Genomic DNA, 24,530 nt, shown 5'->3' on the forward strand with positions numbered 1-24,530 from the left:
CTGGCGTCATATCCTCCCGAGCAGAACCAGAATCAGCAGAATCACCAGCACGGTACCGATGACGCCCGATGGGCCGTAGCCCCAGTTCCTGGAGTGCGGGAACACCGGCAGACCGCCTATCAGCAATAGAATCAGGATGACAATCAGAATAGTACCCATGGTGTTTTCCTTGTTGGTTGTCCCGTCAGTAAACGATTCGATTCATCATTCAAATAACGAACCGGTTTAAATTTCCGACTGGCACTCCGCAGGGAAAATTCAGTTTTTTATTCAGGTATTTTTCCGCCATCGATTGCCTTCGCTCCATGTCGTCGATGCACTTTCGGCGGTTCACCCGTGACGCTTGCGGCACCCCCGGAAGTTGTCCTCGGGCGCGACTTTGCCTCCAGTATTCAGCAATCTGATGGTGCATGGGTGGGTGATATTCCTTCGCTACACTGCGGCTCACTTCTTCCGAACGCACAAGGCATCCTCCTATGCAAAATCGCATCATGATCACTGGCGCAGGCTCCGGCCTGGGTCGCGAAATCGCCCTGCGTTGGGCGCGTGAAGGCTGGCGGTTGGCCTTGTCCGATGTCAGCGAAGCCGGGTTGCTGGAAACCCTCGCGCGGGTGCGCGAGGCGGGCGGCGACGGTTTCACCCAGCGTTGCGATGTGCGTGACTACAGCCAATTGACGGCCCTGGCCCAGGCCTGTGAGGACAAGTTCGGCGGCATCGATGTGATCGTCAACAATGCCGGCGTGGCTTCCGGGGGCTTCTTCAGCGAACTGTCCCTGGAAGACTGGGAGTGGCAGATCGCGATCAACCTGATGGGGGTGGTCAAGGGCTGCAAGGCGTTCCTGCCGCTGCTGGAGCAGAGCAAGGGCCGGATCATCAATATCGCGTCCATGGCCGCCCTGATGCAGGGCCCGGCGATGAGCAACTACAACGTCGCCAAGGCTGGCGTGGTGGCCTTGTCCGAGAGCCTGCTGGTGGAACTGGCGCAGGAGGAAATCGGCGTTCACGTGGTCTGCCCGTCGTTTTTCCAGACCAACCTGCTGGACTCCTTCCGTGGCCCGACGCCCGCCATGAAAGCCCAGGTCGGCAAGCTGCTGGAGAGTTCGCCGATCACCGCCAGCGACATCGCCGACTACATCTACCAGCGTGTCGCCGAGGGTGAGTTCCTGATCCTGCCCCATGAGCAGGGTCGCATGGCCTGGGCCCTGAAGCAGAAGAACCCGCAGTTGCTCTATGACGAAATGACCGTGATGGCCAACAAGATGCGGGCCAAGGCCAGGCAATCCGGCCAGTAGGCGGGCAGGGCGCTCCGCTCGGACATCGCTGTGGCGAAAAGTCTGATGGGGCGCAGTATGAAATCTGATTCTGTAGGGCGAATCGGCCGTGTCGGTAAGGGCGGGCTGATTTGCCGCTGTTGCATTGAAGGCGCTGAACCGGCCGGGCAGTCTTGGGCACTCATAAACCCTTGAGGATAAGTGCCATGCTTGTATTGAGCCGTGTCGTGGGCGAGAAGATTTCCATCGGCGATAACATCACCGTGCGGATTCTCGCGGTCAATGGCAACCACGTGCGTTTTGGCGTGGAAGCGCCGAAGAACGTCAATGTCCATCGTGCCGAGATCTACCGCCGGATCCTGACGAAGGTCGACTCCGTCCGTGATCCGGTGGCGCAGCGCTAGGGGCGCCGCTTCAGTCGAAGAACTCCTTGGGCACCGCGTGCTTGGGCAGCAACTGGCACTGCTGGCTTTCCAGGTCGAAGAAGATCACTGCCTGGCCCTTGCTCAAGGCCTGCCGGACCCGCAGCACACGGGTTTCCTGGGGCGTATCGTCGCCGTTGTCGGTGCCGTCGCGGCTGACGAAATCCTCGATCAGCCGGGTCAGGGTATCGGGCTCGAGTTGGTCGTGGGGAATCAGCATGAAAGGCTCTCTTCGGGAATCGCCGTGATCCTACTGCGACTGGCCGGGCACGGCTACCGGTAATCGGCCGGCAGCCGCGTTTGCCCTCAGTCGAGCGGGTTGCGCTGGCCGATCAGGCTGTCCACCGTCGGCACCCGGGTGTCGCTTTCCATCTGGGTCTCGTGTTCCAGTTGCCGGCTGAAACGGTCGAGGGAGCCACTGGCCGGCTGCGCATCGCTGGCGAACACCGGCGGGCTGAGCAGGTAGGCGCCGAGCAGGCGGCTCAAGGCCGCCAGGCTGTCGATATGGGTGCGTTCATAACCGTGGGTGGCATCGCAACCGAAGGCCAGCAGCGCCATGCGACTGTCGTGCCCGGCGGTCGCCGCCGAATGGGCATCGCTGAAGTAGTAGCGGAACAGGTCGCGGCGCACCGGCAGTTCACTGGCTGCCGCCAGGTTCAGCAGGTGGCGTGACAAGTGGTAGTCGTAGGGACCGCCGGAGTCCTGCATCGCCACGCTCACCGCGTGTTCGTTCGAGTGCTGGCCGGGCGCGACCGGGGCGATATCGATGCCGACGAACTCGCTGACATCCCAGGGCAGGGCCGCCGCCGCACCGCTGCCGATCTCCTCGGTGATGGTGAACAGCGGGTGGCAGTCGATCAGCGGTTGCACGCCGCTTTCGACGATCGCCTTGAGCGCGGTGAGCAGGGCCGCGACGCCGGCCTTGTCGTCCAGGTGCCGGGCGCTGATGTGGCCGCTCTCGGTGAACTCCGGCAAGGGGTCGAAGGCGACGAAATCACCGATGCCGATGCCCAGCGCGTCGCAATCGGCGCGGGTCGCGCAATAGGCATCCAGGCGCAGTTCGACGTGATCCCAACTGACCGGCAGTTCATCCACGGCGGTGTTGAAGGCGTGCCCGGAGGCCATCAGCGGCAACACGCTGCCGCGGATCACTCCGGTATCGGTGAACAGGCTGACCCGGCTGCCCTCGGCGAAACGGCTGGACCAGCAGCCCACCGGCGCCAGGCTCAGCCGGCCATTGTCCTTGATCGCCCGCACGGCGGCGCCGATGGTGTCCAGGTGTGCCGACACGGCGCGGTCCGGGCTGCTCTGGCGACCCTTGAGGGTGGCGCGGATAGTGCCGCGGCGCGTCAGTTCGAAGGGAATGCCGAGTTCTTCGAGGCGTTCGGCGACATACCGCACGATGGTGTCGGTGAAGCCGGTCGGGCTGGGGATGGCGAGCATTTCCAGCAGCACCCGTTGCAGGTAGTCGAGGTCGGGATGGGGGAGTGGATGGGTCATGGCGACTCCTTTGTATCAGGGGACGTGGTGGGCCGGGATCCTGGTCCAGGCTGGAGGGCGCTTTCGCGGGCAAGTCCGGCTCCTACAGTGCAATGCGGTGCATCAAGCCGGATGAGCACCCGTAACCCGTAGGAGCCGGGTTTGTCCGCGAAGACGTCTGTCGACCTTGGCCAAGAGCCGGGCGTCTTCCACGATGGGACAGTGGCCGGGGTTGTCTACTGCGTGGGCCGGCTATGGGGAAACAGCAGGTCGATGAACCGCTCCGCGGTCGGCTGGGGTTCGTGGTTGGCCAGCCCGCAGCGTTCGTTGGCCTCGATGAACACGTACTCCGGCTGGTCCGCCGCCGGCACCATCAGGTCCAGGCCGACCACCGGGATGTCCAGGGCCCGCGCGGCCTGCACGGCGGCTTCTGCCAGCGTCGGGTGCAGGATCGCGGTGACGTCTTCCAGGCTGCCGCCGGTGTGCAGGTTGGCCGTGCGGCGCACCGCCAGTTGTTCGCCCCTGGGCAATACGGTGTTGTAGTCGTAGCCGGCGGCATGCAGGGTGCGCTGGGTTTCCGCATCGAGGGGGATCCGGCTCTCGCCGCCGGTGGCGGCCTGGCGTCGGCGGCTCTGGGCCTCGATCAGGGCGCCGATGCTGTGTTGGCCATCGCCGACCACCTGGGCCGGGTGGCGCAGCGCGGCGGCCACCACCTTGAAGCCGATCACCACGATGCGCAGGTCCAGACCTTCATGAAAGCTCTCCAGCAGCACTCGGCTGTCGAAGGCGCGGGCGGCCTTGATCGCCTGTTCGACTTCCTCGGCACTGCGCAGGTCCACCGCCACCCCCTGGCCCTGCTCGCCGTCCAGGGGTTTGACGACGATGCGCCCGTGGGCGCGCAGAAATGCCAGGTTGTCCTCGGCGCTCGCCGCACGCTGTTGCTGCGGTACGTTCAGGCCGGCCTCGCTGAGCACCCGGTGGGTCAGGCTCTTGTCCTGGCACAGGCTCATGCTGATGGCGCTGGTCAGGTCGGTCAGCGATTCCCGGCAGCGTACCCGGCGCCCGCCGTGGCTGAGGGTGAACAGGCCGGCGGCGGCATCGTCGACCTGCACGTCGATGCCGCGCCGGTGGGCTTCTTCCACCAGGATCCGGGCATAGGGATTGAACCCGGCTTCCGGCCCCGGACCGAGGAACAGCGGCTGGTTGATACCGTTCTTGCGCTTGATGGCAAAGGTGCTGAGGGTGCGGAAGCCGAGCTTGGCGTAGAGGCTCTTGGCCTGGCGATTGTCATGCAGCACCGACAGGTCGAGGTGGTCCAGGCCACGGCTCATGAAGTGCTCGACCAGGTGCCGCACCAGCACCTCGCCGACGCCCGGGCGGCTGCAGTGCGGGTCGACCGCCAGGCACCAGAGACTGCAACCGTGCTCCGGGTCGTGGAAGGCCTTGCGATGGTTGAGGCCCATGACACTGCCGATCAGCGCACCGCTGTCTTCGTCCTCCGCCAGCCAGTACACCGGCCCGCCCTCGTGGCGCGGGGTCAGCAGTTCCGGGTCGATCGGCAGCATGCCGCGGGCCAGGTACAACTGGTTGATCGCCTGCCAGTCCTCGGGGCTCTGTGCCCGGCGAATGCGGAAACCGCGAAACACCCGGGTGGCCGGGCGGTAGTCGCTGAACCACAGGCGCAGGGTATCCGACGGGTCGAGGAACAGTTGCTGAGGCGCCTGGGCCAGCACTTGCTGCGGTGCGGCGACATACAGGGCGATATCGCGTTCGCCGGACTGCTCGTTGAGCAGTTCCTCGGCCAGCGCGGCCGGGTCGGCGAAGGTGTGGCCGACCAGCAGCCGGCCCCAGCCGCAGTGCACGGCCACCGGTTCCGGGGCCGGCTCGTTGCCGTCCTCGGCCAGGCGCGCCTGCAGGCGTTCGTAGGAGGGCGGCTGGCCGCGCAGCAGGCGTTGGCTGTAGGTCGTGGCGTGAGCTTTCATCCGATCAGATCCCTTGTTCGCTGAGCCACAGGTTGAGGGCCGCCAACTGCCACAGCTTGGAGCCGCGCAGCGGAGTGAGCTGACCCTGTGGGTCGGTCAGCAGGCGGTCGAGCATCGCCGGGTTGAACAGGCCGCGGTCCTGGCTCGGGTCGAGCAGCAGCTCGCGGACCCAGGCCAGCGTCTCACCCTGCAGGTGCTTGAGGCCGGGCACCGGGAAGTAGCCCTTCTTGCGGTCGATGACCTCGCTGGGAATGACCAGGCGGGCGGCTTCCTTGAGCACCTGCTTGCCGCCGTCCGGCAGCTTGAAGCGGGCCGGGATGCGTGCCGACAGTTCCACCAGCCGGTAGTCGAGGAACGGCGTGCGGGCTTCCAGGCCCCAGGCCATGGTCATGTTGTCGACGCGCTTGACCGGGTCGTCCACCAGCATCACCGTGCTGTCCAGGCGCAACGCCTTGTCCACGGCGGCATCGGCCCCGGGCAGGGCGAAGTGCTCGCGAACGAAATCGCCCGCCGCGTCCTCGCCGAGCAACCAGGCCGGCTGCACGGTGGCGGCATAGTCGTCGTAGCTGCGGTCGAAGAAGGCTTCGCGGTAGGCCGCCCACGGGTCGGCCGCACCGTCCACCTGCGGATACCAGTGGTAGCCGGCGAACAGTTCGTCGGCACCCTGGCCGCTCTGCACCACCTTGCAATGCCGGGCCACTTCCCGCGACAGCAGGTAGAAGGCAATGCAGTCGTGGCTGACCATCGGCTCGCTCATGGCGCGGAACGCCGCCGGCAACTGCTCGATGATTTCCCGTTCGTCGATGCGCAACTGGTGATGCCGCGTGTCGTAATGGCGGGCGATCAGGTCCGAGTACTGGAATTCGTCGCCGCGCTCGCCACCGGCATCCTGGAAGCCGATGGAGAAGGTCGACAACTGTTCCACCCCGGCTTCACGCAGCAGCCCGACCAGCAGGCTCGAGTCGACGCCGCCGGACAGCAGCACGCCGACATCCACCGCCGCCCGCTGGCGAATCGCCACCGCTTCGCGGGTGCTGGCGAGTACCCGGTCGCGCCAGTCTTCCAGGCCCAGGTCGAGTTCATCAGGCGCCGGACCATAGTTCAGCGACCACCAGGTGTGCTGTTCGCGCTGGCCGTTGGCGTCGATGCGCAGCCAGGTCGCCGGTGGCAGTTTCTCGATGCCCGCCAGCAGGGTGCGCGGCGCCGGTACCACGGCATGGAAGTTCAGGTAGTGGTTGAGGGCGACCGGGTCGAGCAGCGGGTTGATGTCGCCACCTTGCAGCAGTGCCGGCAGGCTTGAGGCGAAGCGCAGGCGCTGGGCGTTGTGGGAGAGGTACAGCGGCTTGACCCCGAGACGGTCGCGGGCGATGAACAGGCGTTGCGCATCGCGTTCCCAGATCGCCAGGGCGAACATGCCGTTGAGCTTGGGCAGCAGGGCTTCGCGCCAGGCGTGGTAGCCCTTGAGCAGCACTTCGGTGTCGCCACCGGAGTAGAAGGCGTAGCCCAACTGCTCCAGTTCCCGGCGCAGTTCGGGGAAGTTGTAGATGGCCCCGTTGAAGGCCAGGGACAGGCCCAGGTCGGGGTCGATCATCGGCTGCGCCGAGGCATCCGACAGGTCCATGATTTTCAGTCGACGGTGGCCCAGGGCAATCGGCCCCTGGCTATGGAAGCCCCAGGCATCGGGGCCGCGTGGGGCCATGTGGTGGGTGATCCGCTCAAGGGCGGCCAGGTCCGCGGGGTGTCGATCGAAACGTAGTTCTCCAGCAATTGCGCACATAAGTCCTTACCGGTTATCCGTTGGGGAGGGTCACTCTGGAACTGACTCGCTGAGGACGGGGGAGTTTTATATCAATCCGTTATAAGCGATCCGCCGAACAGCGGGCCAAGCGGGGGGGCGTGGCCATGGGCACTCGCGCACAAGGGTGCCAGCGGGTTATGCGAAAGCCCTGAATTCCTGATGCAACAGGCTGATATGCAACAGGTTTTTGAGATTTTCCAGGACGCCGTGATTGATACCTTCAAGACTCATGGATAGAAGGAGTTTTGAAATGTCAGCCGTTAAACTGCCGGTGCCACCCGGGCTGGACGAGTTCAGTGAAAACGAGGAGGTGATCCGGGCCAATGCTCCCGACTGGTTGTTGCTGGCCCGCCCGGAAAGGATCGTACAGCTGCGCGAGTACATGAGCCGCAGCCAATTGTTCAAGGATGATGTGTCGGCCTGGCTCAGGGAGCTGAAGCCGGTCCGGGCGTTCTGTGAGCCGTTGCTCGCACAGAGGCTGCAGGAGCGATTCGGAGCGGGGCTGGACCTGCACACGGACATGCTGGTCATCGCCGATCGCTGGCCCGAATTTCCGTCTCCGCTTGGTGCCCCCGTTGTCTTTCCGATGACCTTCACCCAGCACGGCCTGCTGGATGCCGCGCTGCAGAACTTCGCCGCGGAGGAGCAGTTTCCACCGCAAACGTACCTGCGCTTCTCCGGCAGCGCCAGGCCGGAGTTCACGCCACAGGCCTTCATCGATCTGGTACGCGAACTGGACCTCGGTGGACGTTATCAGCAGCACTTGTGCAGGGTCTTGCATCTGCCACTCGAAGCCGGGCAGGAACTGGACGCTGAAGGTGCCAGGATCGAGTTCGCCATGCAGCAGCAGGCCAAGGCGGACATGCTGGTGGATGCCACCATCGCCTTGATGAAAAAGGAACTGGACGAGAGTGCCCATACGCAGCTTTGCCGGTTGATCGAATCGAACGTCAGCGTTGCCGCCGATGGGGCGCGGATACAGGTCAACGAATTGCAGATGCTGGGCGTGACGCTGTCGCGCGTACGTCTGTTCACCCTGCACACGGGGCCGTCGGATGGGGATCGCGGGTTGCTGGTTCACATCCCCAACGATCCGCTCAGCCGATTCAGGTTCTACCCCTCGCTCGAAGATTTTCGCGCCGAGTTATGCGAGCGCCTGTGGCAGCCGTCCTACGAGGCATTCTTCAGTCGTCTGGTCGAGCAGCGCGATCTGCCGGCGTTTCTTGCCGCGTTGCGTCGCAGCCTGAGCCGGGAAACCCTGAGCGCCAAGGCCTTGCTCAATCGGCAGGCCGACCTGAAGTTGCGCTTGCTGCCGTCGAACGACGAGCTGTTTTCCCTGCTCCATCGACAGCAACTGCAGCGCTTGCAGGACGATGCCCGGGCGGTTGCCGTGCCGACCGAGGATGTCGACCAGGACGCCCGCAACGCCCGTTACCAGGCCCGCCTGGGGCTGGGCATGACCCTGCTGAACCTGGCCTCCTTCGCCAACCCCTGGCTGGGGCTGCTGATGATGGGGGTGGCGGTCGGGGAAATGCTGGCGGAAGTCTACGAGGGCTACCAGGACTGGCAGCGTGGTGATCATGACAAGGCTATCACCCATATGATGGCGGTGGCCGAGGACCTCGCGACGATGATTGCCCTGGGCACGGCCCTGCAGGTGGGTGGCAAGCTGGTCAAGGGCCTGTTTCGCCAGGAGTCGGCGTTCTTCGATGAGCTGGTGCCGGTGCGCTCGGACGATGGGCGCTACCGGCTCTGGCAGCCCAGCCTGGAACCCTATGCCCATGACGAGCCCTTGCTCGCCCGGCAGGACCCGGACACGCAGGGCTTCTACCCGGAGGTCAGCGATGACGGGCATCGTTACCTGGATATCGCCGGTCGCCCTTATCGGGCCTATCGGGACGAGGCTGCCGATGCCTGGCGCCTGCGTCATCGCAGCCGCCCCACGGCCTACGAACCGCTGCTGGAACACAATGGTGCGGGCGGCTGGCGCCTGGCCCATGAATGGCCTCCGGGCTGGGAGGATCCGGCCTACCTGTTGCGTCGCCTGAGGCCCGAGGCCGCCTGGCTGGACGATGTGGACATCGAGCGGATTCTGTCGATCCACCGTCTTGATGCGCCGCTGTTGCATCGTCTGCACATGAACAGGGCGCAAATCCCGGCGACGGTGCTCGACTCGATCCGGCGTTTTCGCCTGGACCGCGAACTCGGCTGGCTGGCCGATGCTGCCGATGCCCCGCCGGCGCGACGCCTGCTGGACCTGAAGCTGCAGATCCTGCCGGACCTGCCGGGCTGGCCCCGGGGGCGCACGATCCTGCTGCTGGATGCTGCGGACAAGCCGCTGTATGAGTACGGCGTCGACCTGACCTCGCAGCCAAGGCCACTCAAGGTGGCGGCCAGGGATCTGGAGTCGAGCGGCCTGCAGGCACTGATCGACGTGCTTGATCCTGCGCACAGGCAGGCCCTGCTCGGCGAGCCGGTGAAACCTGGCGAGGAGCTGCCTGGGCTCGAACGTGCGTTGCAGCAGCATGTGCGTACGCATCGTCATGCCTTGTTCGAGCGGGTCTACCGGCTGCGCTGGCTGTTGGCCGATGGGTTGCCGGAGAGTGTGCGCCAACGTTTCCCCGAGTTGCCGAGTGGCGTACTGCGCGAGGTGGCCGAGCAATCCAGTGTCAGTGTGAAGGATCGCCTGCTGGTCGATTCGCGCCTGCCCCTGCAACTGGTCGAGGACCTCACCGACGCCGCCCGCGAGGTTCGGGTCGATCGGGCCCTGGAGGGCGGCTTCCTGCAGTCGACCGTGAATCCCGATACCGCCAGGTTGCAGTTGCCCGTGCTCGAGAAGTTGCTGGGATGGCCGCTCGATCTGCGGATCGAATTACGCCAGGATGCCGTCAGCGGCCCGCTGCTGGCCGAGTTGGGCAACGTCGGTCTGCCCAGGCGGCGGATTTTCGTCAGGACCGAAGAGGGCTACCAGGCCTTCGACGCGAGCGGCAGTGCGCTCGGGCAACGGGCGACCGGCAACGACGCCCTGAGCGCAGCCCTGCTGGGCTCGTTGAGCGTCAGTGAACGCATGGCAATGGGCATGAGGCTGGAGGAGGAGGCCCAACTGCATAAGCTGTTGCTCAGCACGGCCATGACGCGGCCTCGTCAGGAACTGGAGGCGACGCTGGGCCTGGCAGCGCGAAAAGCTGACCATGAGCCGGCCCCCTGGCGCCGGATGGACCGCTCCGGTTGTTCACGCATCCGGCGTGGCGGGATCGAGACGACTCGTCGCGGGTTGCGGCGGGTGACCCGTCTGTATCCCGATTTATGCGAGGCGGAGGTCCGCGCCTTCATGTTGCAGTTGGGTGACGATTCGGCACTGGTGCGCAACCGGATTCGCTCGCTGGAACTGGAGTTGGAACTGTTGCGCTCGTTATTGAACAGTTGGTATGGCCGGTCTTTCGAGCAACGGGGGCAGTCCATCTGGCTCGGAGGCATGCAGGAAGGCCGCATGCAGGCCTCGCAGATTCTCGAGCGTTGCTGGCGCCGGCAAACCCCCAGAACCTATGACGACAGCGGTGCGGCGATCGGCTATGGCCTGAGCCTGGAGGGGTTGCGGGTGGTCAGCCTGCCGGAACTGCCCGAGTCGATCAGTTTCGAGCATGTCACCGAACTGTCCCTCAAGAGCATGGACCTGACCACCATCCCGAGCAGCTTCCTGAGGCGGTTTCCCCAACTGCGCAAGTTGGACCTGGGCAACAACCGGTTGCGTACGCTGCCGCCAGCCATTGCGCATATGGACGAACTTCGCGAACTGCATCTGCAGGAAAACCGGATCGTGCTCACCCGCGAGGCGGCGGCCCAGCTTTCCACCCTGCAGCAATTGGAAGTGCTCAACCTGAACGGCAACTCCGATGTCGGCCGCCTGGATGTCGTGCGAATGCCGCACCTGCGCCGGCTGTTTCTGCGCGGTACCGGTATCGACCACCTGCCGGAAGGGCTGTTGACCCGTACCAGTCTGTCCGCGGCGGACTTGCGTGGCAACCTGATTCAGCAATTGCCCGCCGAACTCTACGATGCGCCGTCGCCGATCACTCGGCGCATCATCCTGCGTCATAATCCGCTGGGGCCCGCCAACCAGAGTCCGCTGGCCGCCTATCGTTTGCGCACCGGCATCACCTTTGGCATACCGGAGTCGGAACTGGCGCTCGACGAATACAGTTCGCGCCTGCGTTGGCTGGCGGATGTCGAGGGGGAGCGGCGTGCCCAGCTGCAATCACTCTGGCAGGGCCTGTGGCATGAACCGGGCAGCCAGGAACTGTTCGATCTGCTGGGGCGCCTGGGCGGCAGCGCGGACTACCTGAAGACCCGTAGCGACCTGACACGACGGGTCTGGGAGGTATTGGAGGCGGCGGGTGAGGACGGTGGGCTGCGCCGGGAATTGTTCGACCTGGCGGCCAATCCGCTGACCTGCGTCGACAGTGCGGCGCAGAGTTTCAGCCATCTGGAGGTTCGCGTATTGCTGGCCAAGGCACGGGCACTGGCGATAGAGGGCGATGAACCGGTGCAGTTGCTGAAGTTGGCACGGGGCCTGTTCCGGCTGGAGCAGATCGATGCCATCGCGCGGAGTCATGTCCGGGCACTGGCGGAAAACCCGGAGGTGCCGTCGTCGAGCGCGGTCGATGAAATCGAAGTGAACCTGGCCTACCGGATTGGCCTGGCGCGCCTGATGCACGTGCCCGGGCAGCCGAGGGAAATGCTGTTCAGGTCCATCGCCCATGTCACCGAGGAGCAGATCCAGGCAGCGCATGCACGTATCCTGCAGGCCGAGCAGACGCCGAGCCTGACGACCTTCATCGCCGGGCGCGATTTCTGGATCGATTATCTGAAAAAGAAATACCCGCGGGATTTTTCCCGGTTCAACCAGCCCTTCCACGATCAGGAGGAACAACTGCTCAGGGAGTCTCCCACCATGCACAGCGAGCGTTACTTCCGGCACCTGGAGGCCTTGATGGACAGCCACAGGGCCGAGGAGCAGATGTTTCTCATCAGCCTGACCCGCCAGGAAATGTACGAGCATCCCGCGCCTGCACCGGGCAGTTGATTCAGTGGCCGGTCCGCGCCTTGCCGCGGGTCAGCTCGCGCCAGGCGAAGCGGTTCGGGTGGCAGGCTTCGGCGACGGCGCGGGGCAGTGGCAGCGGCTCGTTTTCCAGCCAGGCGGCGAGCAGTTCGCCCGACAGCGGCGCGGTGATCAGGCCGCGTGAGCCGTGACCGCTGTTGACGTACAGGCCCTCCAGCCAGGGGCAGGCCTGCGGCGGTATCTGGCGGGCATCCTTGGCCAGCACCGCATAGGTTTCGGCGAATCGCCCGGCGTCGGCCAGCGGGCCGATGATCGGCAGGTAGTCCGGGCTGGTGCAGCGATAGGCCGCGCGGCCTTGCAACTGCTCGGGGTCTTGCGCGGCCACCTGCAGGCGTTCGGCCAGATCGGGGGAAATCTCCCGCAACAGCTCCAGGTTGCCGAGGTGTTCCGCCGTGGTCGGGATCAGGTCCTCGCTGTTGAACGCGAAGCTGGCCCCCAGGGTATGTTCGCCCAGGCGTGCCGGGGCGACATAACCTTCGGCACAGACCACGGTGCGCAGGGTGCTGCTGCCGGTGGTCTGGGCCAGGCGGGTGATCTGCCCGCGAATGCGTTTGAGCGGCAGTGGCGCCGTCGCCGCGAAGCGCTTGATGTCGGCGGCGGCGGCGAGGATGACCACCGGCGCACTGCCCAGCAGGGTGTCGGCGTTCCAGGCCTGCCACTGACCGTCGCCCCGGCGCAGTTCGATGGCGTCGCTGTGGGGGCGTACCTCGATGTTCGGGTGGCTGGCTTGCCAGCCGCACAGGGCCGGCGGATGCACCCAGCCGCCCTCGGGGAAGAACAGCCCGCCGTGCTCCAGGGCGATACCGGCTTGCGCCTCGGCGGCCGGACGGTCCAGCACGTGCAGCAGGTCGGGGCTGAACGCCGCGGCCAGTTGCGCCTGGCGGCCGGCTTCCTTCTCGTCGAAGGCCAGTTGCAGAACGCCGCAACCGTCCCAGTCGAGGCCCTTGTGCAGTCGTTCGAGCAGGCGCCGGGTATGCCCGAAGCCGCTGAGGATCAGTTGCGACAGGGCGGTGCCGTGGGCCGACAGCTTGAGGTAAAGCACGCCTTGCGGGTTGCCCGAGGCCTCCCGGGCGAGGGCTTCGCGACGCTCCAGCAGGGTCACCTGCCAGCCGCGGGCGGCCAGGCTGGCGGCGCTGGCGCAACCGGCCAGGCCGCCGCCGATCACCAGGGCCCGGCGCTCCTTGACCCACTGCTCGGGGTAGGCGAACCAGGGCCGCACCGGCACCGGCCTGGCCGCGTCCTCCGGCCAGCCGAGGAACTCGCCGCGCAGGATTTCCCACTTGTGGCCGATGCCCGGCGTGCGTTTCATCCTGAAGCCGGCCGCGTTCAGCGAGCGGCGGACCCAGCCGGTGCTGGTGAAGGTGCTGATGGTCGAGCCTGGGGCGGCCAGTCGCGCCAGTTCGGCGAACAGCTCGGGGCTCCACATTTCGGGGTTCTTCGACGGCGCGAAACCGTCGAGGAACCAGGCGTCGACCCGGGCGTCCAGTTGCGGCAACTGTTCCAGCGCATCACCGATCAGCAGGGTCAGGCTGACCCGGCCGTTGTCCAGCAGCAGGCGCTGGAAACCCGGGTGGATCGCCACGTATTGTTCAAGCAGGGCGGTGGCGAAGCTCGCCAGTTCCGGCCACAGCGCCAGGGCGCGTTGCAGGTCGGCGTGGCTCAGGGGATATTTTTCCACGCTGACGAAATGCAACCGTGCATCCTGCGGTGCGCATTGCTCGAACAACTGCCAGGCGCAGAGAAAATTCAACCCGGTGCCGAAACCGGTCTCGCCGATCACCAGCCGGCCACCCGGCGGCAGGGCCTGGAAGCGCTCCTGCAGGCGGTTCTGCTCGATGAAGACATAACGGGTCTCTTCCAGGCCCGAGTCGTCGGAAAAGTACACATCATCGAACACCCGGGAGCGGGGTCGTCCCTGGTCGTCCCAGTCGAGCTGGGCGTGTGGCGGTACGCGGTTCATGGAGCAACTCATCGGCAAACAGTCGGCCATTCTAGCCGATTGGTCCGGGTCGGATTGATCCACGACAAATGTCGGGGATTTCGCCGCCCACCGTGCGGTCCGATCCGTTAATCTTGGGCAATTCTGGAAGGAGCCACCCATGTTCGAATCCGCTGAAATCGGTCACGCCATTGATAAGGAAACCTTCGAAGCCGAGGTGCCCGCCCTGCGCGAAGCCCTGCTCGAAGCCCAGTTCGAATTGCAGCAGCAGAAGCGTTTCCCGGTGATCGTGCTGATCAACGGCATCGAGGGCGCCGGCAAGGGCGAGACGGTCAAGCTGCTCAACGAATGGATGGACCCGCGCCTGATCGAGGTGCGCACCTTCGACCAGCAGAGCGACGAGGAACTGGCCCACCCACCGGCCTGGCGCTACTGGCGCATGCTGCCGGCCAAGGGGCGGATGGGGGTGTTCTTCGGCAACTGGTACAGCCAGATGCTGCAGGGCCGGGTGCATGGCCTGTTCAAGGACGCGGTGCTCGACCAGGCGATCGCCGGGGCCGAGCGCCTGGAGAAGATGCTCTGCGATGAAGGGGCGCTGATCTTCAAGTTCTGGTTCCACCTGTCCAAGAAGCAGATGAAGGCCCGGCTCAAGGCCCTCAAGGACGACCCGCTGCACAGCTGGCGGATCAGCCCGCTGGACTGGCAGCAATCTGAGACCTACGACACCTTCGTGCATTTCGGCGAGCGGGTGTTGCGCCGCACCAGCCGCGACTACGCGCCCTGGCATGTGATCGAGGGCGCCGACCCGCATTACCGCAGCCTGACCGTGGGCAAGATCCTGCTCGAAGGCCTGCAGGCGGCGCTGAAGAGAGCCCGGACCCCGTCCGTGCCGAATACCGCGCCGCTGCCGTCGGGCGTCGACCAGATGAGCCTGCTCGACAGCCTGGACATGAGCCTGGCACTGGACAAGGCCGACTACGAGGAACAACTGATCACCGAACAGGCGCGGCTGTCGGGCCTGATGCGCGACAAGCGCATGCGCCGGCATGCCCTGGTCGCGGTGTTCGAAGGCAACGACGCGGCAGGCAAGGGCGGGGCGATCCGTCGTCTGGCCGCGGCGCTCGACCCGCGTCAGTACAGCATCGTGCCGATTGCCGCGCCCAGCGAGGACGAGCGTGCCCAGCCATACCTGTGGCGCTTCTGGCGGCAGATCCCGGCGCGCGGCAAGTTCACCGTGTTCGACCGTTCCTGGTACGGCCGGGTGCTGGTGGAGCGGGTCGAGGGCTTTTGCAGCACCGACGACTGGATGCGCGCCTATGGCGAGATCAACGATTTCGAGGAACAGTTGAGTGATGCCGGGATCATCGTGGTCAAGTTCTGGCTGGCGATCGACAAGCAGACCCAGCTGGAGCGTTTCCAGCAGCGCGAGGATATTCCCTTCAAGCGTTTCAAGATCACCGAGGACGACTGGCGCAACCGCGACAAGTGGGACCTCTACCGCACCGCGGTGGGCGACATGGTCGATCGCACCAGTACCGAGATTTCGCCCTGGACCCTGGTGGAGGCCAACGACAAGCGTTGGGCACGGGTCAAGGTGCTGCGTACGATCAACCAGGCGATCGAGGACGCCTTCGCCCAGCGTGACAAGCATGACAAGAAGGGCAAGAAGGACCGCAAGGCGAAGTAGGTCGATGGTGGCGCATACGCCGAGTGAATGATTGTCGCGGTTCCGGATCAGTCGAGCCTATGCTCAGGCTTTCCTGGACCGACAATGACAATGAGGTGTCCCATGCGTGAAGTGGTGATCGTCGATAGCGTGCGTACCGGCCTGGCCAAGTCGTTTCGCGGCAAGTTCAACCAGACCCGGCCGGACGCCATGGCCGCCCATTGCGTCAATGCGCTGCTGGCGCGCAGCGGCATCGACCCGGCGAGTGTCGAGGACTGCATCGTCGGCGCCGGCTCCAACGAAGGTGCCCAGGGCTACAACATCGGCCGCAACGTGGCGGTGTTGTCGCAACTGGGGACCGGTACGGCGGGCATGACCCTCAACCGTTTCTGTTCCTCGGGCCTGCAGGCGATCGCCATTGCCGCCAACCAGATCGCTTCCGGCTGCAGCGACATCATCGTCGCCGGGGGCGTCGAGTCCATCAGCCTGACCCTCAAGAGCGTCAATACCGACAACCTGATCAACCCGTTGCTCAAGGAGCAGGTGCCGGGCCTCTACTTCCCGATGGGACAGACCGCGGAAATCGTCGCCCGGCGCTATCAGGTCAGCCGCGAGCAGCAGGACCTCTATGCCCTGCAGAGCCAGCAGCGCACCGCAGCGGCCCAGGCCGCCGGGCTGTTCGTCGACGAGATCGTGCCGATGGCGGTGACCTATGCCGTCGAGGACAAGGCCAGCGGGCAGATCCAGCAGGTGCAGGGCGTGGTCGACCGGGACGACTGCAACCGGCCGGACACCACCCTGGAGAGCCTGGCCGGCCTGAAGCCGGTATTCGCCGAGGACGGTTCGGTGACCGCGGGCAACTCGTCGCAACTGTCCGATGGCGCCTCGATGACTCTGGTCATGAGCCTGGAGCGGGCCCTGGCCCTGGGGCTCAAGCCCAAGGCGTTCTTCCGCGGCTTCACCGTGGCCGGCTGCGAGCCGGACGAAATGGGTATCGGCCCGGTGTTCTCGGTCCCCAGGTTACTCAAGGCCAAGGGGCTGACCGTGGCGGATATCGACCTGTGGGAACTCAACGAAGCCTTTGCCTCGCAGTGCCTGTACAGCCGCGACCGGCTGGAGATCGACAATGCGAAGTACAACGTCAATGGCGGTTCGATTTCCATCGGCCACCCGTTCGGCATGACCGGTTCACGCCAGGTCGGGCACCTGGTGCGCGAGCTGCAGCGGCGTAACCTGCGCTACGGCATCGTGACCATGTGCGTGGGCGGCGGGATGGGCGCCACGGGGCTGTTCGAGGCTGTACGCTGACGGTTCTGCGGGAAATTCCGGGGTGGGAGCAAGGCTTGCCCTCCCGGCCCTGGAACCTCCCACAGGATCCGCGAGCTCAGAGGAAGTCCTGGATATCCTGCGCCAGTTGCATGCGCTTGATGTAGAGCTGGCTGCCGCGCTCCGCATCGGTCCGGCTGAAAAACGGCCCTTCCAGGGTGTTCTCCCGGGTGCTGAAAAAGTACAGGCCATTGATCGCACTGACGCGGTCGCTGCGAAAGTGCACGGCCTCGGTGCTGTCCTGGGCGCGTTTGCCGAACATGGAGAAAAACTCCGCTAGGGATGGTGTCAGATAATCAGCATAAATCTTCTGCAGATAGGATGCTCGATCGAACGATCAACGGCAGAAGTCAAGTGGTTGGCGCCGTTCTGACGTTGCTCGATGTCGTTTTCAATCGGCGTGGATGGCTGTGGGAATGCGCCTGAGCCGCTTAGAATGGCGACACGAATCCATCGCTCCACGGGACTGTCCATGCACATTTCATCCGGCCGTTGGGGCTACGGATTGTTTCTTGCCCTGCTCACCGCCGTGCTCTGGGGCATCCTGCCGATCAAGCTCAAGCAGGTGTTGCAGGTGATGGACCCGGTCAGCGTGACCTGGTGCCGGCTGATGGTTTCCGGCGGTTTTCTGTTCTTCTACCTGGCGGCCAGCAAACGGCTGCCGAACTGGCGCGCCCTGGGGCCACGGGGCGGCTGGCTGGTGCTGCTGGCGGTGTTCGGGCTGGTGGGCAACTATGTCCTGTACCTGATGGGGCTCAGTCTGTTGAGCCCCGGCACCGCGCAACTGGTGGTGCAGATGGGGCCGATCTTCCTGCTGGTCGCCAGCCTGTTCGTGTTCAAGGAGCGTTTCAACCTGGGGCAGGGGATCGGTCTGGCGGTGCTGCTGATCGGCTTTGGGCTGTTCTTCAACCAGCGCCTGGAGGAGTTGTTGACGTCCCTGGGCAATTACACCGCCGGGGTGCTGCTGGTGTTGCTGGCGTCCACGGTCTGGACCTTCTATGCCCTGAGCCAGAAGCAACTGCTGACGGCGTGGAACTCCTTGCAGGTGATGATGGTGATCTACCTGTGCTGTGCCTTGTTGCTGACACCCTGGGCGCATCCGGCGCAAATCCTGCAACTGAGCCCGTTGCAGGGCTGGCTGCTGTTGGGCTGCTGCCTGAATACGCTGGTGGCCTATGGGGCCTTTGCCGAGGCGCTGGCGCACTGGGAGGCTTCACGGGTCAGCGCGACGCTGGCGATCACGCCGCTGATCACGTTCGGCTCGGTGGCCCTGGCCGCCTGGATCTGGCCGGACTACGTGCACGCCGAGGACATCAATGGCCTGGGTTACGGCGGGGCATTGCTGGTGGTGCTCGGTTCGGCGCTGGTGGCCCTGGGGCCATCGCTGATTGCCGGGCTCAAGGCGCGACGGGCCAGAGGGTTGTCCACCTCGTAGCCGGTGATCCACGCAGGCCCAGGGAATCGGCCTGCTGGCGATGGCGGCCTTGTCCGACAGCACAGGAAGTGCTGGATGGCCGCCGTTGGCCGGTCGCCAGCAAGCCGGCACCTACAGGTTGTGCGCCGGGCTTGTCGGCGGCAGAGCCGGGTCAGCCGTTCTTGCCTGCCTCCAGCATGTTTTCGGGGCGGACCCAGGCGTCGAACTCTTCGTCGGTGAGGTAGCCCAGCTCCAGCGCCGATTCGCGCAGGGTGAGGTTCTCGGCATAGGCCTTCTTGGCGATTTCCGCCGCCTTGTCGTAGCCGATATGCGGGTTCAGCGCGGTGACCAGCATCAGCCCACGCTCCAGGTGCGCAGCCATCTGTTGCGGGTCGGGTTCCAGCCCGGCGATGCAGTGGGCCTGGAAGTTGCTGCAGCCGTCCGCCAGCAACTGAATCGACTGCAGCAGGTTATGAATGATCACCGGCTTGTACACGTTCAACTGCAGGTGGCCCTGGCTGGCGGCGAAACCGATGGTCACGTCATTGCCCAGGACCTGGCAGGCGAGCATCGACAGCGCTTCGCACTGGGTCGGGTTGACCTTGCCGGGCATGATCGAACTGCCCGGTTCATTGGCCGGCAACTTGACCTCGGCGAACCCGGCGCGGGGCCCGGAGCCGAGCAGGCGCAGGTCGTTGGCGATTTTCATCAGGGCCACGGCCAGGGTCTTCAGTGCCCCGGACAGGCTGGTCAGCGGTTCATGGCCGGCCAGCGCGGCGAACTTGTTCGGCGCGCTGACGAAGGGCAGGCCGGCGAGGGCGGCGATTTCCGCGGCGATCGCTTCGGAGAAACCATGGGGCGCGTTGAGCCCGGTGCCCACCGCCGTGCCGCCCTGGGCCAGTTCGCAGACGGCCGGCAAGGCCGCGCGAATCGCCCGTTCGGCGTAGTCGAGCTGGGCGATGTAGGCGGAAACCTCCTGGCCGAAGGTGATCGGCGTCGCATCCATCATGTGGGTGCGCCCGGTCTTGACCAGCTTCATGTGCCGCGCCGCCAGTTCGGCCAGGCCGCCGGACAGTTCGGCGATCGCCGGCAGCAACTGCCGGTGCACCGCCTGGACGGCGGCAATGTGCATGGCGGTGGGGAAGCAGTCGTTGGAGCTTTGCGAGCGGTTGACGTGGTCGTTCGGGTGCACTGGCGACTTGCCGCCACGGCCCTTGCCGGCCAGTTCGTTGGCGCGTCCGGCGATGACCTCGTTGACGTTCATGTTGCTCTGGGTGCCGCTGCCGGTCTGCCAGACCGCCAGCGGGAACTGGTTGTCGTGTTCGCCGGCGAGCACTTCGTCGGCCGCCTGTTCGATCAGTCGGGCGATGTCGGCGGGCAGGTCGCCGTTACGGTCGTTGACCCGCGCCGCGGCCTTCTTGATCAGGGCCAGGGCGTGCATCACCGCCAGCGGCATCTTTTCGCTGCCAATGGCGAAGTTGATCAGCGAGCGCTGGGTCTGTGCCCCCCAGTAGGCTTCTTCCGGGACATTCACCTGGCCAAGACTGTCGGTTTCGATACGGCTCATCGGACACGCTCTTCCTTAAATGACTGATTGGTGAAGTTTAGGCCGTGATCTGCCGGCCAGGTTCCCCATACAGGTTTTACCGGAGCAGGGACGCTGGAACCTGTCACAATCGGTGTCGGGGTTGAGTGACACACTTTGTTAGGCGCAGAATGGGCGTTCTTGGGGTTTTACCTCGCCTGCTAGAAAGGAAACTCGATGACCCGTCTTCGTGCCATCTGTACCGCGGTTGCTCTGGTATGTGCCAGCGGCCAGGTTTTCGCCGATACCGCCAGCCACAACGCCAGTGCCGAAGCTTTCCTGACGCTGGCCCACGCCGACAAGCTCGGAACCCCGGTCTACGCACAAGTGCAGCAGATGTTCGCCCAGCGCTTTGCCCAGACCCAGGCGCCGGACTCGAAAAAGCCGCTGCTCGACACCTACCAGGCCAAGGCCAACGCCGCCCTGGACCAGGCGATCGGCTGGGACAAGCTCAAGCCCGACATGGTCAAGCTGTACACCAGCAACTTCAGTGAGTCGGAGCTCAAGGACCTGGTGGCCTTCTACCAGTCGCCGCTGGGCAAGAAAGTCCTGGAGAAAATGCCGCAACTGACCCAGCAATCGGCCCAGATGACCCAGGCCAAGCTGGAGAGCGCGGTACCGGTGGTCAACAAGCTGCTGGAAGACATGACCAACGAGCTGGCGCCGGCCAAGCCTGCCGCACCGGCCAAGAAGAAGTAAGCGGGGCCCGGGATGAGCATGCAACAACGTATCGAGACCGCCCTGGGCGCGTTGCACCCCGAGCACCTGCAGGTGCTGGATGAAAGCCACATGCACAGTCGCGGGACCGAGACCCACTTCAAGGCGGTGCTGGTCAGCGAGCAGTTCGCCGGGTTGAACAGCGTCAAGCGCCACCAGAAGGTCTACGCCACCCTGGGTGACCTGATGGGGCAGTTCCATGCGTTGGCCCTGCATACCTACACCCCCGAGGAGTGGGCAAAAATCGGCGTGGCACCGGCGTCGCCGACCTGCGCCGGCGGAGGACACTAGGCTCGCCTTTTGTTAGAATCCGCAACGCGCCGCTTCGTCGGCGCGTTTTTTTTGCATCCGGTTCGCCCTTTGCGAGGGCAGCCACCTGGAGAGAAATACCCATGACTCAACCTGTCGTCGTGGCGGCACTGTACAAGTTCGTCACCCTCGAAGATTACGTCGCCTTGCGCGAACCGCTGCTGCAGGCGATGCTCGCCAACGGTATCAAGGGCACGCTGTTGATCGCCGAAGAAGGCATCAACGGCACCGTTTCCGGCAGCCGCGAAGGCATCGACGGCCTGCTGGCCTGGTTGAAGAACGACCCGCGCATGGTGGACCTGGATCACAAGGAGTCCTACTGCGACGAGCAGCCGTTCTATCGGACCAAGGTCAAGCTGAAGAAGGAAATCGTCACCCTCGGCGTCGAAGGCGTGGACCCGAACAAAAGGGTCGGTACCTATGTCGAGCCACAGGACTGGAACGCCCTGATCGCCGATCCGGAAGTGCTGCTGATCGATACCCGCAACGACTACGAGGTGTCGATCGGCACCTTCGAAGGCGCCATCGATCCCAAGACCACCAGCTTCCGCGAGTTCCCCGACTACATCAAGGCCAACTTCGATCCGGCCAGGCACAAGAAGGTCGCGATGTTCTGCACCGGCGGCATTCGTTGTGAAAAGGCCTCGAGCTACATGCTCGGCGAGGGTTTCGAGGAGGTGTACCACCTCAAGGGTGGCATCCTCAAGTACCTCGAAGAGGTGCCTCAGGAACAAAGCCAGTGGCGCGGTGACTGTTTCGTCTTCGATAACCGCGTGACCGTGCGGCACGACCTGAGTGAGGGCGACTACGACCAGTGCCACGCCTGCCGTACTCCGGTCAGCGTCGAGGATCGCGCCTCGGAGCACTATGTGCCCGGCATCAGTTGCCCGCATTGCTGGAACACCTTGAGCGAGAAGACCCGTCGCAGTGCCATCGACCGGCAGAAGCAGATCGAACTGGCCAAGGCGCGCAACCAACCGCACCCGATCGGCTATAACTATCGTCAAGCTTCCGAGGCCTGAACCATGTCCGCGCGCCTGCTCTATGTGATGGATCCGATGTGCTCCTGGTGCTGGGGTTTCGCCCCGGTGGCCGAGGCGCTGGTCAGGCAGGCGCAGGAAGCCGGGGTAGAACTGCACCTGGTGATGGGCGGCCTGCGCACCGGCAGCGGTGCCGCGCTGGAGCCCAATACCCGGCGCTACATTCTCGAGCACTGGCAGGCGGTCACCGAGACCACCGGCCAGCCGTTCACGCTCGACGGGGCCCTGCCGGACGGTTTCGTCTACGACACCGAGCCGGCCTGCCGGGCAGTGATCACCGCCCGCAGCCTGGCGCCGGACTGCGCGTGGGCGCTGGTGGGGCTGATCCAGCGAGCCTTCTATGTCGAGGGGCGTGACGTCACGCAGGCCTCGGTACTGGTGGAACTGGCGGAAAAGGCCGGACTGCCGCGCATCGAGTTCGCCGGCGCTTTCGATACCGCCGAGCAGCATGCAGCCACCGCCGCCGATTTCACCTGGGTCCAGGACCTGGGTATCGCCGGTTTCCCGACGATGCTGGCCGAACGCAATGGCCAACTGGCCCTGCTGACCAATGGCTACCAGCCGCTTTCCGAGTTGTCGCCGCTGCTCGGCCGTTGGCTGGAGCGCGCGGCCTGTGCCTGACGCGGCATCGGCGCAGGACCGCCTGAGCTGGGCGGAGATTCGCCGTCTGGCACTGCAACACCGCAAGGCCCTGTGGATCGCCAACTCGGTCGCCGTGTTGGCGACCTTGTGCAGCGTGCCCATCCCGTTGCTGTTGCCACTGCTGGTGGACGAGGTACTGCTCAAGCACGGCGACGCGGCACTGCAGGTGATGAATCACCTGCTGCCCGGCCCCTGGCAGACCGCCGTCGGCTACATCGGCCTGATGTTGCTGGCGACCCTGTGCCTGCGTTGTGCCGCGCTGCTGTTCAACGTCCTGCAGGCGCGGTTGTTCGCCGGCCTGGCCAAGGACATCGTCTATCGCATCCGTATCCGCCTGATCGAGCGCCTGAAGCGGATCTCCCTCGGCGAGTATGAAAGCCTCGGCAGCGGCACGGTGACCACTCACCTGGTCACCGACCTGGACACCCTGGACAAGTTCGTCGGGGAAACCCTCAGCCGTTTCCTGGTGGCGATGCTGACGCTGCTCGGCACCTCCGCCATCCTGGTGTGGATGCACTGGAAGCTGGCCTTGCTGATCCTGCTGTTCAACCCGCTGGTGATCTATTTCACGGTGCAGTTGGGCAAGCGGGTCAAACACCTGAAGAAACTGGAGAACGACAGCACCTCGCGCTTCACCCAGGCGCTGACGGAAACCCTCGAGGCCATCCAGGAAGTCCGCGCCGGCAATCGCCAGGGATTTTTCCTCGGCCGTCTCGGGCAGCGGGCTCGTGAGGTGCGCGATTATGCCGTGGCCTCGCAGTGGAAAAGCGATGCCTCGGGGCGGGCCAGTGGCCTGCTGTTCCAGTTCGGCATCGACATCTTCCGTGCCGCGGCCATGCTGACCGTGCTGTTCTCGGACCTGTCGATCGGCCAGATGCTCGCGGTCTTCAGCTACCTGTGGTTCATGATCGGTCCGGTGGAGCAGTTGCTGAACCTGCAGTACGCCTACTACGCCGCCGGCGGCGCGCTGACGCGGATCAACGAGTTGCTGGCACGGGCCGACGAGCCGGCGTACCCGGGGGGTGTCGATCCCTTCGTCGGGCGCGAAACGGTGGGCATCGAGGTGCGTGGACTGAGCTTCGCCTACACCGAGGAGCCGGTTCTCGACCAGCTCGACCTGTCCATCGCGCCCGGCGAGAAGGTGGCGATCGTCGGTGCCAGCGGTGGCGGCAAGAGCACCCTGGTGCAACTGCTTCTCGGGCTCTACGTGCCGCAGTCCGGAACCATCCGCTTCGGTGGTTCGACCCAGGCCGAGATCGGCCTGGAAACCGTGCGCGAGCATGTCGCCGTGGTGCTGCAGCATCCGGCCCTGTTCAATGACACGGTGCGTGCCAACCTGACCATGGGCCGCGAGCGCAGTGACGAAGCCTGCTGGCAGGCGCTGGAGATCGCCCAGCTGGAGAGCACCATTCGCGGCCTGCCACAGGGCCTGGACAGCATCGTCGGGCGTTCCGGCGTGCGTCTGTCCGGCGGCCAGCGCCAGCGCCTGGCTATCGCGCGGATGGTCCTGGCCGAGCCCAAGGTGGTGATTCTCGACGAGGCCACCTCGGCTCTGGACGCCGCGACCGAATACAACCTGCACCAGGCCCTGGGCCGCTTTCTCAACGGCCGTACCACGCTGATCATTGCGCATCGGTTGTCGGCGGTGAAACAGGCGGACCGGGTGCTGGTCTTCGATGGCGGGCGAATCGCCGAAGATGGCGACCACCAGCAACTGATTGCCGACGGGGGGCTGTACGCCAAGCTCTACGGGCACCTGCAGAAAATTTGACGCCCTCGGGTTTGACTCGATTTTCCATGCCCGGTGGTTGAATTAATGAC

20 protein-coding genes are annotated in these 24,530 nt (G+C 65.0%); 11 read left to right on the forward strand and 9 right to left on the reverse strand.

Annotated elements, in window-relative coordinates; genetic code table 11:
• Window positions 1–6: 6 nt before the first annotated feature.
• A complete protein-coding gene (locus ACMGT0_RS10020; protein ID WP_081005919.1) occupies window positions 7–159 on the reverse strand; it encodes a DUF3309 family protein in 153 nt (50 codons plus the stop codon).
• Window positions 160–476: 317 nt separating this feature from the next.
• Here ACMGT0_RS10020 and ACMGT0_RS10025 point away from each other — a divergent pair, with 317 nt between their 5' ends.
• Complete coding sequence (locus tag ACMGT0_RS10025) at window positions 477–1,292, forward strand: SDR family oxidoreductase (RefSeq protein ID WP_054057771.1); 816 nt, start codon at window positions 477–479, stop codon at window positions 1,290–1,292.
• Window positions 1,293–1,477: 185 nt separating this feature from the next.
• Window positions 1,478–1,675, forward strand: a complete 198-nt coding sequence (csrA, locus tag ACMGT0_RS10030; RefSeq protein ID WP_054057770.1) for a carbon storage regulator CsrA — start codon at window positions 1,478–1,480, stop codon at window positions 1,673–1,675.
• Between the two features lie 10 nt (window positions 1,676–1,685).
• Here csrA and ACMGT0_RS10035 read toward each other — a convergent pair whose 3' ends face one another.
• The 4 genes from ACMGT0_RS10035 to ACMGT0_RS10050 form a co-directional block, all read right to left on the reverse strand.
• Window positions 1,686–1,913, reverse strand: coding sequence for a YheU family protein (locus ACMGT0_RS10035; protein ID WP_017906378.1), 228 nt, complete (start codon window positions 1,911–1,913; stop codon window positions 1,686–1,688).
• Window positions 1,914–1,999: 86 nt separating this feature from the next.
• Window positions 2,000–3,193: an osmoprotectant NAGGN system M42 family peptidase gene (locus ACMGT0_RS10040; protein WP_054057769.1), complete on the reverse strand. Its 1,194-nt coding sequence runs from the start codon at window positions 3,191–3,193 to the stop codon at window positions 2,000–2,002.
• A gap of 215 nt (window positions 3,194–3,408) precedes the next feature.
• Window positions 3,409–5,154 carry an N-acetylglutaminylglutamine synthetase gene (gene ngg / locus ACMGT0_RS10045; protein ID WP_054063923.1) on the reverse strand — a complete coding sequence of 582 codons (1,746 nt, stop codon included), beginning with the start codon at window positions 5,152–5,154 and terminating at the stop codon, window positions 3,409–3,411.
• 4 nt (window positions 5,155–5,158) lie between these two features.
• The gene (locus ACMGT0_RS10050) at window positions 5,159–6,931 is read right to left on the reverse strand and encodes an N-acetylglutaminylglutamine amidotransferase (RefSeq protein WP_416772407.1); all 1,773 of its coding nucleotides are present in this window, start codon (window positions 6,929–6,931) and stop codon (window positions 5,159–5,161) included.
• Window positions 6,932–7,202: 271 nt separating this feature from the next.
• Here ACMGT0_RS10050 and ACMGT0_RS10055 point away from each other — a divergent pair, with 271 nt between their 5' ends.
• Window positions 7,203–12,035 (forward strand): NEL-type E3 ubiquitin ligase domain-containing protein, encoded by a 4,833-nt coding sequence (locus ACMGT0_RS10055; RefSeq protein ID WP_416772409.1) that lies wholly within the window; start codon window positions 7,203–7,205, stop codon window positions 12,033–12,035.
• 1 nt (window position 12,036) lies between these two features.
• Here the strand turns inward: ACMGT0_RS10055 and mnmC are convergent, their stop codons facing one another.
• A complete protein-coding gene (gene mnmC, locus ACMGT0_RS10060) occupies window positions 12,037–14,031 on the reverse strand; it encodes a bifunctional tRNA (5-methylaminomethyl-2-thiouridine)(34)-methyltransferase MnmD/FAD-dependent 5-carboxymethylaminomethyl-2-thiouridine(34) oxidoreductase MnmC (RefSeq protein ID WP_416772411.1) in 1,995 nt (664 codons plus the stop codon).
• Window positions 14,032–14,170: 139 nt separating this feature from the next.
• Here mnmC and pap point away from each other — a divergent pair, with 139 nt between their 5' ends.
• Together pap and ACMGT0_RS10070 are read left to right on the forward strand one after the other, a co-directional pair.
• Window positions 14,171–15,697 carry a polyphosphate:AMP phosphotransferase gene (pap, locus tag ACMGT0_RS10065; protein WP_054060554.1) on the forward strand — a complete coding sequence of 509 codons (1,527 nt, stop codon included), beginning with the start codon at window positions 14,171–14,173 and terminating at the stop codon, window positions 15,695–15,697.
• Window positions 15,698–15,799: 102 nt separating this feature from the next.
• Complete coding sequence (locus tag ACMGT0_RS10070; protein WP_273826122.1) at window positions 15,800–16,984, forward strand: thiolase family protein; 1,185 nt, start codon at window positions 15,800–15,802, stop codon at window positions 16,982–16,984.
• 76 nt (window positions 16,985–17,060) lie between these two features.
• Here the strand turns inward: ACMGT0_RS10070 and ACMGT0_RS10075 are convergent, their stop codons facing one another.
• Both ACMGT0_RS10075 and ACMGT0_RS10080 read right to left on the reverse strand, forming a co-directional pair.
• The gene (locus ACMGT0_RS10075; protein ID WP_017906389.1) at window positions 17,061–17,264 is read right to left on the reverse strand and encodes a DUF6316 family protein; all 204 of its coding nucleotides are present in this window, start codon (window positions 17,262–17,264) and stop codon (window positions 17,061–17,063) included.
• 26 nt (window positions 17,265–17,290) lie between these two features.
• Window positions 17,291–17,476, reverse strand: coding sequence for a hypothetical protein (locus ACMGT0_RS10080; RefSeq protein WP_416772414.1), 186 nt, complete (start codon window positions 17,474–17,476; stop codon window positions 17,291–17,293).
• On the opposite strand from ACMGT0_RS10080, the gene ACMGT0_RS10085 reads away from it, so the two are divergent.
• Window positions 17,475–18,437: a DMT family transporter gene (locus ACMGT0_RS10085; RefSeq protein WP_416772416.1), complete on the forward strand. Its 963-nt coding sequence runs from the start codon at window positions 17,475–17,477 to the stop codon at window positions 18,435–18,437. The two genes, ACMGT0_RS10080 and ACMGT0_RS10085, sit on opposite strands and share 2 nt — an antisense overlap.
• 151 nt (window positions 18,438–18,588) lie before the next feature.
• On the opposite strand, the gene ACMGT0_RS10090 is transcribed toward ACMGT0_RS10085, so the two are convergent.
• The gene (locus ACMGT0_RS10090; protein WP_416772418.1) at window positions 18,589–19,983 is read right to left on the reverse strand and encodes a class II fumarate hydratase; all 1,395 of its coding nucleotides are present in this window, start codon (window positions 19,981–19,983) and stop codon (window positions 18,589–18,591) included.
• A gap of 195 nt (window positions 19,984–20,178) precedes the next feature.
• Between ACMGT0_RS10090 and ACMGT0_RS10095 the strand changes: the two genes are divergently transcribed.
• The 5 genes from ACMGT0_RS10095 (at window position 20,179) to ACMGT0_RS10115 (ending at window position 24,480) form a co-directional block, all read left to right on the forward strand.
• On the forward strand, window positions 20,179–20,700 hold the full coding sequence (locus ACMGT0_RS10095) for a DUF2059 domain-containing protein (RefSeq protein ID WP_017906393.1): 522 nt from the start codon (window positions 20,179–20,181) through the stop codon (window positions 20,698–20,700).
• A gap of 12 nt (window positions 20,701–20,712) precedes the next feature.
• On the forward strand, window positions 20,713–21,009 hold the full coding sequence (locus tag ACMGT0_RS10100; RefSeq protein ID WP_054060549.1) for a BolA family protein: 297 nt from the start codon (window positions 20,713–20,715) through the stop codon (window positions 21,007–21,009).
• A 101-nt stretch (window positions 21,010–21,110) separates the two neighbouring features.
• Entirely contained in the window at window positions 21,111–22,049 is a 939-nt protein-coding gene (locus tag ACMGT0_RS10105; protein WP_054060548.1) for a rhodanese-related sulfurtransferase, read from the forward strand.
• A 36-nt stretch (window positions 22,050–22,085) separates the two neighbouring features.
• Complete coding sequence (locus tag ACMGT0_RS10110; protein ID WP_192842784.1) at window positions 22,086–22,688, forward strand: DsbA family protein; 603 nt, start codon at window positions 22,086–22,088, stop codon at window positions 22,686–22,688.
• Entirely contained in the window at window positions 22,681–24,480 is a 1,800-nt protein-coding gene (locus ACMGT0_RS10115; protein ID WP_416772421.1) for an ABC transporter ATP-binding protein, read from the forward strand. Before ACMGT0_RS10110 ends, ACMGT0_RS10115 begins: the two co-directional genes overlap by 8 nt.
• The last annotated feature ends 50 nt before the right edge of the window (window positions 24,481–24,530 follow it).

It is taken from the genome of Pseudomonas sp. RHF3.3-3 (genome assembly GCF_048069595.1).
GTDB classification, from domain to species: domain Bacteria; phylum Pseudomonadota; class Gammaproteobacteria; order Pseudomonadales; family Pseudomonadaceae; genus Aquipseudomonas; species Aquipseudomonas fuscovaginae_B.

Coding starts and splice junctions, on each gene's coding strand:
- ACMGT0_RS10080 (WP_416772414.1), bottom strand. CDS start 17,476: ATGGACAGTCCCGTGGAGCGATGGATTCGTGTCGCCATTCTAAGCGGC.
- ACMGT0_RS10050 (WP_416772407.1), bottom strand. CDS start 6,931: ATGTGCGCAATTGCTGGAGAACTACGTTTCGATCGACACCCCGCGGAC.
- ACMGT0_RS10100 (WP_054060549.1), top strand. CDS start 20,713: ATGAGCATGCAACAACGTATCGAGACCGCCCTGGGCGCGTTGCACCCC.
- ACMGT0_RS10020 (WP_081005919.1), bottom strand. CDS start 159: ATGGGTACTATTCTGATTGTCATCCTGATTCTATTGCTGATAGGCGGT.
- csrA (WP_054057770.1), top strand. CDS start 1,478: ATGCTTGTATTGAGCCGTGTCGTGGGCGAGAAGATTTCCATCGGCGAT.
- ACMGT0_RS10110 (WP_192842784.1), top strand. CDS start 22,086: ATGTGCTCCTGGTGCTGGGGTTTCGCCCCGGTGGCCGAGGCGCTGGTC.
- ACMGT0_RS10090 (WP_416772418.1), bottom strand. CDS start 19,983: ATGAGCCGTATCGAAACCGACAGTCTTGGCCAGGTGAATGTCCCGGAA.
- ACMGT0_RS10095 (WP_017906393.1), top strand. CDS start 20,179: ATGACCCGTCTTCGTGCCATCTGTACCGCGGTTGCTCTGGTATGTGCC.
- ACMGT0_RS10075 (WP_017906389.1), bottom strand. CDS start 17,264: ATGTTCGGCAAACGCGCCCAGGACAGCACCGAGGCCGTGCACTTTCGC.
- ACMGT0_RS10070 (WP_273826122.1), top strand. CDS start 15,800: ATGCGTGAAGTGGTGATCGTCGATAGCGTGCGTACCGGCCTGGCCAAG.
- ACMGT0_RS10055 (WP_416772409.1), top strand. CDS start 7,203: ATGTCAGCCGTTAAACTGCCGGTGCCACCCGGGCTGGACGAGTTCAGT.
- ACMGT0_RS10040 (WP_054057769.1), bottom strand. CDS start 3,193: ATGACCCATCCACTCCCCCATCCCGACCTCGACTACCTGCAACGGGTG.
- ACMGT0_RS10085 (WP_416772416.1), top strand. CDS start 17,475: ATGCACATTTCATCCGGCCGTTGGGGCTACGGATTGTTTCTTGCCCTG.
- ngg (WP_054063923.1), bottom strand. CDS start 5,154: ATGAAAGCTCACGCCACGACCTACAGCCAACGCCTGCTGCGCGGCCAG.
- mnmC (WP_416772411.1), bottom strand. CDS start 14,031: ATGAACCGCGTACCGCCACACGCCCAGCTCGACTGGGACGACCAGGGA.
- ACMGT0_RS10025 (WP_054057771.1), top strand. CDS start 477: ATGCAAAATCGCATCATGATCACTGGCGCAGGCTCCGGCCTGGGTCGC.
- ACMGT0_RS10035 (WP_017906378.1), bottom strand. CDS start 1,913: ATGCTGATTCCCCACGACCAACTCGAGCCCGATACCCTGACCCGGCTG.
- ACMGT0_RS10105 (WP_054060548.1), top strand. CDS start 21,111: ATGACTCAACCTGTCGTCGTGGCGGCACTGTACAAGTTCGTCACCCTC.
- pap (WP_054060554.1), top strand. CDS start 14,171: ATGTTCGAATCCGCTGAAATCGGTCACGCCATTGATAAGGAAACCTTC.